Here is a 13,547-nt window from a genome sequence, read left to right on the forward strand (position 1 = left end):
CAGGCAGGGAGGGTTCCGTGCACGGCGCGTACCACGGTGAGTACAAGGTCCCCGGCGGGAAGCTGGTGGTCGTCGACCTCGACGCCGAGGACGGTGTCCTGCGGAACGTGCGGGTCGCCGGCGACTTCTTCCTGGAGCCCGACGAGGCCATCCTGTCGATCGACCGGGCCCTGGAGGGAGCGCCGGTGGACACCGGCGCCGCCGGGCTCGCCGCCCGGATCGACGCGGCGCTGCCGCCGGGCACCCGGATGTTCGGGCTGACCTCGGAGGGCATCGGGGTCGCGGTCCGGCGCGCGCTCGCGCACGCCACCGACTGGACGGACTACGACTGGCAGCTGGTCCGTATGCCGCCGCAGTCCCCGGCGCTGCACATGGCGCTGGACGAGGTCCTGACGGCCGAGGTCGCGGCCGGGCGGCGCCCGCCGACGCTGCGGGTCTGGGAATGGGGCGCCCCCGCGGTGGTCATCGGCAGTTTCCAGTCGCTGCGCAACGAGGTCGACCCGGAGGCGGCCGAGCGGCACGGCATCCAGGTGGTGCGCCGGATCAGCGGTGGCGGCGCCATGTTCATCGAGCCGGGCAACACGATCACGTACTCGCTCTCGGTGCCCGAAGCCCTCGTGCAGGGCCTGTCGTTCACCGACAGCTACGCCTATCTGGACGACTGGGTCCTCGGCGCGCTCGGCGACATGGGGGTGCGGGCCTGGTACCAGCCGTTGAACGACATCGCCACGGAGGCGGGCAAGATCGCGGGCGCGGCGCAGAAGCGGATGGTGGCGGGCGGGGGCGCGGTCCTGCACCACGTGACGATGGCGTACGACATCGACGCGGACAAGATGACGGAGGTGCTCCGGATCGGCCGCGAGAAGCTGTCCGACAAGGGCACGAAGAGCGCGAAGAAGCGGGTGGACCCGCTGCGGCGCCAGACGGGGCTGCCGCGCGAGGCGGTGATCGAGCGCATGATCGCCTCCTTCCGCGGCCGGTACGGGCTCGCGGAGGGCCACGTCACGGAGGACGAGCTGGCGCGGGCGAAGGAACTGGCGGAGTCCAAGTTCGGCACCCCGGAGTGGACGGCCCGGGTGCCGTAGGGACGGGCGGTCCCGGGGGCGGCCCGGTCGCGTCCGCCGGAGTCGCTCCCGCTCCGCCGGGGTCGCTCCCGTCCCGCCGGGGTCACGCCTGACGCGCCGGGTCACCCGCGGGCCGCCCCGAGGCCACTCCCGCTCCGCCCGGGGCGCTCCGGGGCACCCCTGGGCGAACGGGGCGGCGCCGGGGGCGTGCGCCCGGCGCCTCGTTCCCCCACGCGTCGCGGCCGGTCGCCGTACACCCGTCGAAGGCGGGTCCAGTGACCCCTCCCCCGTCCGTTCGTTGACTGCCTGGGGTCCGGGCGGCACATCAGAGGAAACGTCTCCGCAGTCGGCCGTCCCGGAACACGGCGCCGACGGTTGGAGAGCACATGGGATGGCCGCGCAAGCTCCTGGCGACGGTCGCGGGCACGGTCCTGGCCGTCGGCCCGCTGGGCCTCGCGCCGACCGCGCGGGCCGTCGTCGGGGGGCGGGAGGCCAGGCCCCACCAGTACCCCTTCATGGCGGGGCTCGTGGACGTCGTGGAGCGTCGGGTGGTGTGCGGCGGGGCGCTGGTCGGCGACCGGTGGGTGCTCACCGCCGCCCACTGCCTGACGGGGGCGTACGCCCGTACCACCCGGATCGGTGTGCTCCTCGGCGACCACGACCTGACGACCGGCGCGGACAGTCCGAACGCGGTCCTGGCGGCCCCGGTCCGGTTCGTCGCGCACCCGGGCTACGACCCGTCGGGACAGCTCGACGACCTCGCGCTCGTGGAGCTGTCCGAGCCGGTCGCCCCCAGCCGTGACGTGCGCCCGGTCGCCCTGCCCACCGGGTACGCGCCCGGAGCCTTCGACCGCGTACAGGTCGAGGTCCCCGGCTGGGGCGCCATGTCCTACGGCGGCCGTACCTCCGACGTGCTGCGGACCGTGACCCTCGGCACGATGAGCAACACCGCCTGCGTCCGGCGGGGCATGACGGAGGTCGGCGCCGGTCAGCTCTGCACGTACGCCCCGGGCCGCGACAGCTGCCAGTACGACTCCGGCGGGCCGCTGGTCCACACGGTCGCGGGACGGCCGTACGTGGTGGGTCTGGTGTCCTACGGCAGGGAGTGCGCCACCGACACCCCTGCCGTGAACACCCGCGTCCGCTTCTACGTCGACTGGATCACGGGGGTCACCGGGCCGCTCCCGCGCGCCTCATGAGGAGGACGTACACGAGCAGGGAGGCGACGAGGCCCACGGCCCAGCCGTAGTCGGCGAGCGGCTTCAGGAAGGGGACGAGGCCGTCCTCCGGGAAGGGACCGGTGCCCGGCGCCGAGTGGGAGCCGCCGACCGCGAGGACACCGCCGACCACGAAGGCCACGACGGCCGCCGGGTTCCAGCCGCCCCGGTACCAGTAGGGCCCGTCGGCCCGGTAGAGCCCCGCGAGGTCGAGGACGGTCCTGCGGACGAGCCAGTAGTCGGCGATGAGGATGCCCGCCACCGTACCGAGGAGACCGCCGACGAGACCGAGCCAGGTGAAGATGTACAGCTCGGGGGTGGCGGTCAGCTTCCACGGCATGATGACCACCCCGACGACGCCGGTGATCATCGCGCCGGTGCGGAAGTCCACCAGCCTCGGCGCGAGGTTGGCGAGGTCGTACGCCGGGGAGACCACGTTGGCCGCGAGGTTCACGGAGAGGGTGGCGACCAGCACGGTCACCAGCGCGAAGAGCAGCCCGAAGACGTTGTCCGTCCGGGCGGCGAGCGCCACCGGGTCCCAGACCGGAGCCCCGTACACCGCCTGCGAGCCGGAGGTGACGAGCACCGAGAGCAGCGCGAAGAGCGTCATGGTGGTGGGCAGTCCCAGGCTCTGCCCCAGGATCTGGGAGCGCTGGCCCGCGCCGAAGCGGGTGAAGTCGGGGATGTTGAGACTGAGCGTCGACCAGAAGGCGATCATCCCCATGAGCGCGGGGAAGAACACCGGCCAGAAGTCGGCGCCCCAGCCCAGCTCCGACGGCTGGTCGAGCAGCGGCCCGAGACCGCCGGCCTTCGCCGCGACCCAGCCGAGCAGCACGAGCGCGCCGACGACCACGAAGGGCGCCGCCCAGTTCTCGAAGCGGCGCAGCGCCTCCATGCCCCTGTGGATGAGGGCGAGTTCGAGGGCCCAGAAGAGGACGAAGCAGAGCCAGAGCGTCCAGGGCTGGCCGCCGATCCGCGACGCGTCGGCCCAGCCGCCGCCGAAGACCTTGTCGAGCAGGACGAAGACGCCCTGACCGCCGATCCAGGTCTGGATGCCGAACCAGGCACAGGCCACGCCCGCGCGCACGAGCGCCGGGAGGTTGGCCCCGCGCAGCCCGAAGGAGGCGCGGGCGAGGACCGGGAAGGGGATGCCGTACTTGGGCCCGGCGTGCCCGGTGAGCAGCATCGGCACGAGCACGATCACATTGGCGAGGGCGATGGTGAGGACCGCCTGTTTCCAGTCCATGCCGAGGGCGACGAGCCCCGAGGCGAGCATCCAGGACGGGATGTTGTGCGCCATGCCGACCCAGAGGGCGGCGAAGTTGTACGTGGTCCAGCGCCGCTGCGGGACGGGGACGGGGAGCAGGTCGTCGTTGACGAAGCGGGGGTCGGTCGGGGTCGCGCCGGGCGCGAGCTCGACGCGCCCGCCGGAGGACGCGGGTCCGGCGGGTCTTCCCGGGGGAACGGTGTCGGTCATGCGGAGGAACCCTTCGTTCGGCGGGGAGGACGGAACGAGGCCCGGTCGGCGACCGGGCGGGTCTCGGGCGGTGTCCCTACCCGCGCGGGGGTCTCCCGGAACGCCGATCGCGGCACGGCACGGGGCGGGGCGGGGCGGGCTCGGGGCGCCCGTCGGTCCGGTACGGGGGTGGTGCGGGTGCTGAGGGGTGCGGGTATCGAGGGCGGCGCGGATGCCGAGGGCGGTGCCTCGGCCGGTCCCCGGGGCCGGTACTCGTACCGGGGCCGACCCTGCGGCCGGTTCTAGCCGGTTTCCGGGCACGCCAGGGCCTGTTCCGGGCCACCGAGGCCGGTCGGGTACCGAGGCCGGTCTACGACAAGGCCGACCCCGGCCCTGGCCTCGCGCGCCCCGGGCCCTCCCACCCCCGTCCGGTCCCCCGTCTCCGGTGGAACTTCGTCTGGTCCACCAGCCACTACTTCCAGATCCAGTCGGTCGGCAACCCGAGCCTGTGTCTGAACAACTGGTCCGGCGGTGGGGCCAAGGGCGACGCCATCGCGCTCTACTCCTGTGCCAGCGGCGACTCCCTGTTCAACACGGTCGGCACATGGAACGGCTACTTCCAGTTCCAGCCCAAGGCCGCCGTCACCACCTGCGTCATGCCGTGGGGCGGTACCGCGCAGGGCGCGAAGCTGCGCCTGGACACCTGCTCCACGGGCGGCGAGAAGTCGTACTTCGACCTGCACGCCCAGGTCAGCTCGGAGAACTGAGCACACCCCGCCCGTTCCGTCACCGCCCCGCGGACCCTCGCCCACGGGGCGGCTTCCTGTCGCGGCCCCCCTTGCGAAGCGATACCCCCTGAGGGTATACATAACAGCGAGAGATACCCCTAGGGGGTATGCAGATCGAGCCCGGGAGGGTGCCATGTCCGCCTACACCACCACCTACAAGGTCGCCGGCGTCAACAGCGGCCACTGCAAGGCGATCGTGAGCGGCGCGCTCCGGGAACTGGACGCCGTGGACACCGTGCACATCGAGATCTCCACCGGGCTCGTCACGGTCAACAGCTCCGGCCCGCTGGACGACAAGCTGATCGAGAACACGGTCGAGGACGCCGGTTACGACTACGCCGGGCGCGCCTGACCCGGACGCCCACGGCGACGGGGCGGGGAACGGGAGGGGGAGCAAGGTGTCCGCAGAACGGAGCACGACCGGCCGGACCACCATCGGCTCGTTCGTGGCGGTCGGGGACAGCTTCACCGAGGGCCTCGGCGACGAGACCAGCGAAGGCGCCCTCGCGGGCTGGGCGGACCGGCTCGCCGGGCTCCTCGCCCGCCGCTCCCCCACCCCGTTGCGCTACGCCAACCTCGCCGTACGGGGCCGGGTCATCGACGAGATCATCACCGAGCAGGTGCCCAGGGCCGCCGCGCTGGCGCCGGACCTGGTGAGCTTCTGCGCCGGGGGCAACGACATCCTGCGGCTCGGCAGTTCCGTGGACCGCATCACCGAACGGTTCGAGGAAGCCGTCGTCGAACTCCGGGCCACCGCGGGGACGGTGCTCGTCTTCACCGGCTTCGACCCCCGGAACACCCCCGTGCTGCGCAGACTGCGGGGGAAGATCGCCACCTACACGGCACACGTCCACGCCATCGCCGACCGGCACGGCTGTCCGGTCGTCGACCTGTGGGCGATGAAGTCCCTCCAGCACCCGGGCGCCTGGAGCGAGGACCGGCTGCACCTGTCCTCCGAGGGTCACCGGCGGGTGGCGCTGCGGAGCGCCGAGGTCCTGGGGCTCGTGCCCGTACCGGACGCTCCCGTGCCGGGCACGGTGACAGATCCGGCACGGCAGGCGGAGCGGCTCCCGGACCTGCGATGGGCCCGCGAGCACTTCCTGCCCTGGCTGGGCCAGCACCTGCTGCACCGGGGCCCGGCCGAGCCGCTGGCCCCCAAGCGGCCCGAACTGCTGCCCCTGTGAGGCCCGGTGGCGGCCCCCGGCACCGTACGACGAAGGACCCTTATTGAGCCTTAGCATCTAAGAAGCTTAGTATTCGCGGAGCCTTCGCACGGCTGATCGCCCACCCGGGGCGCGCGGCGGAGGCGCCGCCGTGCCCCCGGTACGCCCTGCCCGGTCGGCGGTCGAGCAAGAAGGAGCACCCGTGGCTTCCCACCGCCGTCCGAAGCAACACAGCGCGCGCTACACCGGAGTCGTGACCGCCACCGCGGCGGCGGCCGTCGCCCTCTCCACCCAGACGGCCTCCGCCGACCCGCTGCCCGACCCCACCAAGAAGGGCGTGCAGGCGCAGGTGGACCGGCTCTACGAAGCGGCGACCCAGGCGACCGAGAAGTACAACGGGGCCAAGGAGAAGGCCGGGACGCTCAAGGAGCAGGTGGCGAACCTCCAGGACGCGGTCGCCCGCAAGCAGGGCGAGCTCAACGGACTGCGCGACCGCATCGGCAACGTCGCCACCGGCCAGTACCGTTCGGGCGGACTCGACCCCTCCCTGCAGCTCTTCCTCTCCGAGGAACCCGAGACCTATCTGGCGAAGGCCTCCGCCCTCGACCGGGCCGGAGACCGGCAGACCGCCGCCCTCCAGCAGTTCCTCTCCCAGCAGCGGGCACTCCAGCAGCAGCGCGGCGAGGCCGCGCGCAAGCTCGGCGACCTCGCGTCCGTGGAGAAGGAACTGGGCGACCGGAAGAGCGAGATCCAGGGCAAGCTGCGCGAGGCACAGCGCCTCCTCAACACCCTGTCGGCGAAGGAGCGGGAGCGGATCGCCGCGGCGGAGGACCGGGCCAACCGGACGAGCGAGCGCGTCGACCTCGGCAACGAGACCAGCGCCTCCACCCGCGCCGCCGCCGCGTTCGCGGCAGCCCAGAGCCGGGTCGGACTGCCGTACGTCTGGGGCGCCGTCGGGCCGTCCTCCTTCGACTGCTCCGGCCTCACGTCCTGGGCCTTCCGCCAGGCGGACGTGTCCATCCCCCGCACCTCGCAGGCCCAGTCCACCATCGGGACCCGCATCAACTCCCTGAGCGACCTGAGGCCCGGCGACCTCATCATCATGCGCACCGACCTCAGCCACGTCGGTTTCTACGCGGGCGGCGGACAGATCCTCCACTCCCCCAAGCCGGGCGCGCAGGTCCGCTACGAGTCCATCGCGCGCAGCGGGATGCCCTTCATGTGGGGAGTCCGCGTCGGCTGACGCCGACCGGTTCCCCACGGCCGAGAGGCCACCCGACCTGCCCGTCTACTATGCATCCGAGTGCGGGAACGGCGGAGAGGACATGGCCCATGCGGCGGCTGGGGGAGCTTGAGGCGGAGATCATGGACCGCCTCTGGAGATGGGACCGCCTCGCCACCGTGCGCGAGGTCGTCGACGACATCAACCTGCACCGGGACGTCGCCTACACCACCGTGACCACGGTCACCAGCATCCTCTTCCACAAGGGCCACCTCACCCGTACCCGTGACGGACGGGTCTGGCAGTACCGGGCCGTCGCCACCCGCGAGGCGTACGCGGCGGCCCTCATGGAGGACGGTCTGGGCGCCAGCGAGGACCGGCCCGCCGCCCTCGCCCAGTTCGTGGAGAACCTGGACGCCGAGGAGATCGCGGCGCTGCGCAAGGCCCTCCGCGACGTCGGGCGACGGGCCGAGCCGTGAACGCGGCCCCGGTCCTGCTCGCGTACGCCGCCGCCGTGGGCGCGGGCGCCCCGCACCTGCTCGTCCGCAGCGCGTGGCCGTACCGGGCGCCCGCGCTCGGGGCGACCGTGTGGCTCGCCCTGATCCTGTCGTTCACCGTCGCCGTGGCGCTCGCCGCCGCCCAGCTGGCGGCGCCCACCGGGCATCTGCACGCGGGGCTCGTCGGACTGCTGCACGCCTGCGGTCTGGACGCGCCGGAGCCGACGGCGTCCGGTCCCACGATCGCCGGGCGGCTCGCCGTGGCGATGCCGCTGGCCGTCGTCGCCGCGTTCGGCGGCGCGTTCCTGTTCCATCTCGCGCGCTCCGGGCTGCTCCGTGCCCGCCACCGCGACCGGCTCGACAAGGTCGGGACGCGCTGCGAACGGCTCCGCGCCACCGTGCTGCCGCACGCCGTGCCCGGGGCGTACTGCCTGCCGGGCTTCCGCCCCCGGATCGTCGTGAGCGACGCGGCCGTACGCCTGCTGACGACGGAGCAGCTGGACGCCGTCCTCGAACACGAACGGTGCCACGTCGCCGGACGCCACCATCTGCCGCTGGCCGCGACCGAGGCGTTCGCGACCGTCTTCCCGTGGCTGCCGCTGGCCCGCCGGGCCCGTACGCAGATGGCCGTGCTCCTGGAGATGACCGCGGACGACCGCGCGCTGCGGCGCCAGTCCGACGAGACCCTGGCGACGGCGGTGTACGAGATGGCCGCCGCCCGCACCCCGGAGGGCGCGATCGGGGCGGGCGGCTCGACGGCCCTGCTCCGGATGAAGCGCATCCTGGGCCCCCGCCCTGCCCCCCACCCCGCCCTCCGCGGCTCCCTGGCCTCGGCCGCCCTGACCGCCCCCCTGCTGCCCCTGCTCGTGGCCTGCCCGCCGGGGATCTGACGGGCCCCTTCTCGGTGGGCCCCGGCAGACTCCGGCGTCCTCCGGCGTCCTCAGCGGAACGTGTGGGTCACCCGGATCTCCCCGACGATGTGGGCGTTGAACTCGTCCAGCTCCTCCGCCGGTACCCACAGTTCGAGGATCGTCCGGCCGCCCGCCTGCCTGACCGGATAGCGGCGGAGGAACTCCGTGTCCACCTCGAAGCGGGTCACGAAGCCCGCGCCGCTGTGCTTGACGTTCCAGTCCCGGGCGATCATCACCGCGTACTCCTCGTCGAGCACCGGATAGAAGATCGGCTGCTCGGGCAGCCGGGGCGGCCAGGCACGCCGACCCGACTCCTCGACCAGGGCCAGCTCCTCGGGTCCGGTGGGGCGCCAGAGTGTCGTCGTCGCCTGTCGGCCGGTCATCGGACGGCTCTCTCCGTACGGGGCGGACCTCGGGTACGGCCGCCGGGAACCGCGACGGTACGGGCCTCACGGCCGGGTGCGCACACGGATTTCCGCGACCGCGACCGCGTCACCGTCCCGCACCACACCGGTCCGCACCGGTCCGCACCGTCCGTCACCCCGTCTCCGGCAGACGGGCCACGGCGGCGCGGCCGTCGGGGAACATCGCGGCCAGGTCGCGGTCCTGGGCTCGGGCGCCGTGTCGTTCGATGCGCTCCCGGCCACCGGGCAGGGCTCCGAGGAGCCGGTACCGGAACGTGTTCCTGGTGACGGAGAGCGCGAGTCCCCAGGGGAGCCGGGGGCGCAGACCCAGGTCACGCATCCCGCTCGGGCCCATGAAGACGGTGAGCAGGCTCATCCGGCGCGCGTACTCGTAGCGCTGGTGGAGCCGTTCGACGGCGGGTCTGGCGTGACCGTGGGCCAGTCGCCCCTGGGCGTCCATGGTCAGCCGGGCGAGGTCCCGGCCGGCCTGGGTCTGCCCGGCGGCGGACAGCAGGATGTGGTGGTTCCAGCGGTGCCGGACGTTCTCGTCGTCGGTCAGCCATTCCGGCGCGACCCCCATCAGATGGCCGACGTACCGCCAGAGGTGCATGAAGTCGCCCCGCTGCCGCCGGGTCAGCCGCACCCCGAGCCCTCGGCAGCCGACGAGCACGGTCGCGTCGAAGAGGCCGAGCGTGGCCGCCTGGTCGGCCTCGTTGACCGGGAGGCCCCAGCGCGCGCTGTCCCAGCGGGGTGCGAAGCGGGCGTTCACCAGGGCGTGCATGGCCCTGACGTGGAGCGTGAGGCGCCAGCCCTCGGCACCCGGACGGAGACCGCCGGGGCGGGTCACGGCATGGGACCACTTGGTCGTCTCCCCGAGGCGCCGCAGTGTCCGCGTACCGCCCATGCCGCCGGTGAGGACCAGCAGGTCGGCCGGTCCGCCGAAGCGGTAGCCGCCGACGAGGGAGAGGAGGGCGAGGATGTCACCGCTGTTGTGGCCGAGGGAACGGAAGACCGCCGCGCCGCGCTCGATCCGGTCCCATTCGACCCAGTCGGGGACGGCCGTCGCCTCGCTCATGAACTCCGCCAGCGCCGGGGGAAGTCCGCCCGGCACGTCGGGGGCGGCGCGCAGCGCACCGGCGATCAGGGAGTGGGTGACCCGGTCCGGGTCCCCGGCGGGCAGGCCCATCGCCCGAGCGAGGGCGGCGCCGAGTTCGTCGCACCGGAGGAGACCGGCCCCCAGACGTTCCATGAGGGCCTCGTCGACGTCCCTGGCGATGTCGGTGAAGAGGAAGAGCGGGCGGGCGATCCTGCGTCCGCGCGCCTCGGCCTCACGGAAGCGGCTCGGAAAGCGGCCCGGGAGACGGCTCGGGGAGGGGCACGGGGAGCGCCCCTGGGAGGGTGCCCGGCCGGAGCCGGTGGAGGGGGCCGGGGAGCCGCTCGGGGAGGGCCCTCGGGAGGGGGCCGGATCCGGGTCCGGGGAGGGGTGCGGGACAGGGCCGGTGACACGAACCTCGTTGCTCTGCGTCATCTCACCGTTGTAATGCGAATGTTTGCTCGCATACAATTCGCGTATGCGGAAGACGCCCCGTCAGGAGCGGTCGCGGGAGATGGTCGAGAGGATCGTCGACGCGGGGCGCGTGGTGCTGGCGCGCGACGGCTACGCGCGGTTCGCGACCACCCGGGTCGCCGACACGGCGGGCATCAGCCCGGGTTCCCTCTACCAGTACTTCCGGAACAAGGAAGAGCTCCTGGACCTGCTCATGGAGCGCTACTGGGTGGAAGCGGGCGACCGGGTGGCCGCGTCGCTCGCCGACCGGCTCGCCGATCCGCCCGAGCGGCTCGTGCCCAACGCGGTCGAGGCGCTGCTGTCCGCGCTCGAACAGGACTCGCAACTCCTTCGTGTCGTGGTCGAGGAGGTGCCGCCGAACTACCACGAGCGTCATGTACGTCATCTCCGGCGCCGGGTCCAGGACTTGGGCTCCGCCTACCTCGCGGGCCGCGTCCCGGAGACCGGGAGCGGCGCGACCCGCGCCTGGGTACTGGTCTCCGCGATGGAGGCCCTCAGCGTCCGCTGGATACTCGACCGGCCGGCGATCCGGCGCGAGGAACTGGTCGAGGAACTCACCGCGCTCGTGACCCCCTACGTGTTCCGCCCCGAGCAGGACTGACGGTCCGGCCGGACACCTCCGCTTCAGTCGAATCGATGCGGGTCGAAGGGGGACACGGGAAGAGCGGTGCCGCCGGTCGTCGCGAAATCCGCCGCGATCTCCCCGATGACACTGGCGAATTTGAAGCCGTGCCCGGAGAAGCCGCCGAGGAGGGTGAGCCCGGGGAGATCCCGGCGCGGTCCGACCAGGAAGTGCCGGTCGGGGGTGAGCGAGTACATGCACGAGAGCATCCGGACGGGGTACGGGTCGAGTCCGGTGAAGGTCCGGCCGATCGCGTCGGCGAACCGCTCCGCGTCGGCGCGGTCCGGCGGGCGGTGACCGAGGGCCGGATCGGTCGGCTCGTCGATGCCGGGCCAGGTGTGCAGGCCGATCTTGACGGTCTCTCCGTCGAGGCAGGGGAAACCGTAGAGGCTCCGGTCGCCGGAGGCGTCACTGTGCACGAACACGGGAAGGCGGTCCGCCGTGAAGGACAGGGGGTCGGTCGCGCGGAACCACCCCATGACCCGGCGTTCCACGGTCATCAGCGGGGCGGTGGCGGGCAGCAGTCCGCGCAGCCAGCCACCGGCGGAGACCACGACATGGCGCGCGGTGTACTCGCGGTCGCCGGTACGGACACGGGGAAGGACGGGATCGGGGACGATCTCGGTCACGGCCGTCTCGCGCACGACCCGGGCCCCGCGCGCCTCGGCGACGGCCACCCCGGCGGTCACGGCCTCTTCCGGCCGGAGGTATCCGGCATCGCGCTCATGGAATCCGAGGAGGCCCTCGGCATGAGCGAACTGCGGGTACCTCTCACGGAGTTCGGCGGCCTCCAGGAGGTCGTACTCCAGCCCCCAGGTCCGGGCGGAGGCGAGCGGACCGGCGATGACGGACGAGTCGGCGGGGCCGACCATCAGGGCGCCGGTCCGTTCGAGCAGGCTCCGCCCCGAGGCCTCCTCCAGCTCCCGCCAGAGCCGCCAGGCCCTCTTGACGAGCGGTACGTACGCGGCGCCCTCGGCGTAGGCGCTGCGGATGATCCGGGACTCCCCGTGGCTCGCGCCACGGTCGTGCCCCGGGACGAACTGCTCGATGCCGAGGACGTCGGTCCCGCGCTCGGCCAGCCGCCACAGCGCCTGGCTCCCCATCGCGCCGAGTCCGACGACGATGACCTCCGCGTCCACCTGACTGCTCATGACCGACCTCTGATCCCTTCCTTACGAGGCGTTCCGTCCCGAAGCGTTCTTCTGGAGTGATCTTCCGGACCGCTCTCCGGGGACTGTCCTCCCGGAACGGCTTCTGCGCGGATCACTCGGTGAAGCCCGCTCCGATCCACCAGTTGCCCGGCGCGTGCGGGTCCGTGCTCGTCCAGTACTCGATGACCGCCGAGGTGAACTCCTCGCGGGACAGCGTCCCGTCCCCGTCCCGGTCCAGGTGCCGGAAGACGGTGTCGGCCTCCTCCCGCGTCACCTGGGGGAAGTGGCCCCGCAGGAAGCAGAGGTGTTCCGCGGGGTCCACCACACCGTCGCCGTCAGCGTCGGCGACCGAGAGGAAGACCTCCGCCAGAGCCCCCAGCGTCGCCTTCGCCGCCTCGGGGTCGTCGGCCAGGGACAGGGTCGACTCGACGAACTGTTCCCGGGTCATCGACTCGACGCCGGGCGGCAGGTGCGGCACGTGCAGGTTCCGCCAGATGCCCACGTACGCGTCCACGATGCACCGTTCCCCGTCCGAGCCGGGCGGAAGACCGAGGGCGCGGGCGGAGCGCTGCCCCATGAGTACGTGATCGGCCTCGGTCAGGTCACCGCTCTCGTCCACGTCGAAACGGTCGAAGCCGTGGCGGATCTTACGGATCAGCAGGTCCTGCGACACGGTGGGCTCCTTCTGCGCGTGCGGCGGTCCGGGGTTGCGGGATCGATGGGGAGATCATTATGCGACAGGGTGAACGGCCTTCATCGTGAAGCCACTTGGCTCGTCTCCTCGGCGCTCGTCTCCTCAGCCGACCCGCTCCACCCTCGGACTGGTCGTTCCCCATCATCGACGCTTCCTCGCCCCGTCGAGAGCGGAACCGCTCATCACCCGCCGACGGCGCCCTCCGCGAGCGGGGCGAAGAGCAGGGCCCAGTTCCCGGGCAGGCACGTCACAGAGGAGGCGAGGTACCAGCGGGCGACAGCACGCTCGTCGGGTCTCGCGTCCGCGCCGTCCTCCCGGATGGCACGCAGGCACTCGTCGACGCATTCGATGGCGTCGTCCTCGTCGAATCCCAGCCGCGCGAACGCCTCCCCGACGTCCGCCGGCAGGGTGAACGAGTCGTCCCATTCACCGGCCGCGTCCAGCAGGTAGAGCAGATGGCTCCCGGGGGCCGGAATCCCCGTGCGCAGCCCTTCGGCGGTGAACTCCCGCTTCGTGTCGTCCGCGACCAGGTCCGACCTCCCGACCGCGTAGGTGACGAGTGCGGCCCAGTAGGAAGCGTCGTGGCTGCCGTCGGACTGCCTCATGTGCTCGGCCGCGAACGCGGCCATCGCGTCCGGGTCACCGATCAGCGGGGAGACGACCAGGTCGCTCTGGTAGTCGAAGCCGAAGTAGTAGCGGCGCCCGTCGAGCGTGAGCGACTCGATGCCGCCCACGTGACCGACCCGTCCGGGCAACGGATCGAAGCGCTCCGCGAGTTCCTGTTCCATGGG

The 13,547-nt window shown here is 72.6% G+C and carries 14 protein-coding genes; 8 read left to right on the forward strand and 6 right to left on the reverse strand.

What is annotated here, in order from left to right:
* Positions 1-17: 17 nt before the first annotated feature.
* Together ACIO92_RS03710 and ACIO92_RS03715 are read left to right on the forward strand one after the other, a co-directional pair.
* Entirely contained in the window at positions 18-1,085 is a 1,068-nt protein-coding gene (locus ACIO92_RS03710) for a biotin/lipoate A/B protein ligase family protein (RefSeq protein ID WP_402280959.1), read from the forward strand.
* Positions 1,086-1,450: 365 nt separating this feature from the next.
* The gene (locus tag ACIO92_RS03715) at positions 1,451-2,263 is read left to right on the forward strand and encodes a serine protease (protein WP_366442772.1); all 813 of its coding nucleotides are present in this window, start codon (positions 1,451-1,453) and stop codon (positions 2,261-2,263) included.
* On the opposite strand, the gene ACIO92_RS03720 is transcribed toward ACIO92_RS03715, so the two are convergent.
* Positions 2,235-3,758, reverse strand: coding sequence for an NCS1 family nucleobase:cation symporter-1 (locus tag ACIO92_RS03720; protein ID WP_366442771.1), 1,524 nt, complete (start codon positions 3,756-3,758; stop codon positions 2,235-2,237). The genes ACIO92_RS03715 and ACIO92_RS03720 overlap by 29 nt on opposite strands.
* A 900-nt stretch (positions 3,759-4,658) precedes the next feature.
* On the opposite strand from ACIO92_RS03720, the gene ACIO92_RS03725 reads away from it, so the two are divergent.
* The 5 genes from ACIO92_RS03725 (at position 4,659) to ACIO92_RS03745 (ending at position 8,297) form a co-directional block, all read left to right on the forward strand.
* Positions 4,659-4,877 carry a heavy-metal-associated domain-containing protein gene (locus tag ACIO92_RS03725; RefSeq protein WP_402280956.1) on the forward strand — a complete coding sequence of 73 codons (219 nt, stop codon included), beginning with the start codon at positions 4,659-4,661 and terminating at the stop codon, positions 4,875-4,877.
* A gap of 46 nt (positions 4,878-4,923) precedes the next feature.
* Positions 4,924-5,709 (forward strand): SGNH/GDSL hydrolase family protein, encoded by a 786-nt coding sequence (locus ACIO92_RS03730; protein WP_402280954.1) that lies wholly within the window; start codon positions 4,924-4,926, stop codon positions 5,707-5,709.
* 181 nt (positions 5,710-5,890) lie between these two features.
* Positions 5,891-6,931: an NlpC/P60 family protein gene (locus ACIO92_RS03735; RefSeq protein ID WP_401237486.1), complete on the forward strand. Its 1,041-nt coding sequence runs from the start codon at positions 5,891-5,893 to the stop codon at positions 6,929-6,931.
* An 89-nt stretch (positions 6,932-7,020) separates the two neighbouring features.
* Complete coding sequence (locus tag ACIO92_RS03740) at positions 7,021-7,389, forward strand: BlaI/MecI/CopY family transcriptional regulator (RefSeq protein ID WP_351780294.1); 369 nt, start codon at positions 7,021-7,023, stop codon at positions 7,387-7,389.
* Positions 7,386-8,297 carry a M56 family metallopeptidase gene (locus ACIO92_RS03745; RefSeq protein WP_366442766.1) on the forward strand — a complete coding sequence of 304 codons (912 nt, stop codon included), beginning with the start codon at positions 7,386-7,388 and terminating at the stop codon, positions 8,295-8,297. Before ACIO92_RS03740 ends, ACIO92_RS03745 begins: the two co-directional genes overlap by 4 nt.
* Positions 8,298-8,347: 50 nt before the next feature.
* On the opposite strand, the gene ACIO92_RS03750 is transcribed toward ACIO92_RS03745, so the two are convergent.
* Positions 8,348-8,701, reverse strand: coding sequence for a hypothetical protein (locus ACIO92_RS03750; RefSeq protein WP_401237489.1), 354 nt, complete (start codon positions 8,699-8,701; stop codon positions 8,348-8,350).
* A 154-nt stretch (positions 8,702-8,855) separates the two neighbouring features.
* On the reverse strand, positions 8,856-10,250 hold the full coding sequence (locus ACIO92_RS03755; RefSeq protein ID WP_366442764.1) for an oxygenase MpaB family protein: 1,395 nt from the start codon (positions 10,248-10,250) through the stop codon (positions 8,856-8,858).
* 43 nt (positions 10,251-10,293) lie between these two features.
* Between ACIO92_RS03755 and ACIO92_RS03760 the strand changes: the two genes are divergently transcribed.
* Entirely contained in the window at positions 10,294-10,890 is a 597-nt protein-coding gene (locus ACIO92_RS03760; RefSeq protein WP_366442763.1) for a TetR/AcrR family transcriptional regulator, read from the forward strand.
* Positions 10,891-10,913: 23 nt separating this feature from the next.
* On the opposite strand, the gene solA is transcribed toward ACIO92_RS03760, so the two are convergent.
* The 3 genes from solA to ACIO92_RS03775 all read right to left on the reverse strand — a co-directional run bounded on the left by solA (position 10,914) and on the right by ACIO92_RS03775 (position 13,544).
* The gene (solA, locus tag ACIO92_RS03765) at positions 10,914-12,062 is read right to left on the reverse strand and encodes an N-methyl-L-tryptophan oxidase (protein ID WP_402058494.1); all 1,149 of its coding nucleotides are present in this window, start codon (positions 12,060-12,062) and stop codon (positions 10,914-10,916) included.
* A 112-nt stretch (positions 12,063-12,174) separates the two neighbouring features.
* Positions 12,175-12,735 (reverse strand): EF-hand domain-containing protein, encoded by a 561-nt coding sequence (locus ACIO92_RS03770; protein ID WP_402280950.1) that lies wholly within the window; start codon positions 12,733-12,735, stop codon positions 12,175-12,177.
* Between the two features lie 203 nt (positions 12,736-12,938).
* On the reverse strand, positions 12,939-13,544 hold the full coding sequence (locus ACIO92_RS03775) for a hypothetical protein (RefSeq protein ID WP_402280948.1): 606 nt from the start codon (positions 13,542-13,544) through the stop codon (positions 12,939-12,941).
* Between the last annotated feature and the right edge of the window lie 3 nt (positions 13,545-13,547).

It is taken from the genome of Streptomyces sp. NPDC087215 (genome assembly GCF_044744885.1).
In the GTDB taxonomy this organism is placed as follows: domain Bacteria; phylum Actinomycetota; class Actinomycetes; order Streptomycetales; family Streptomycetaceae; genus Streptomyces.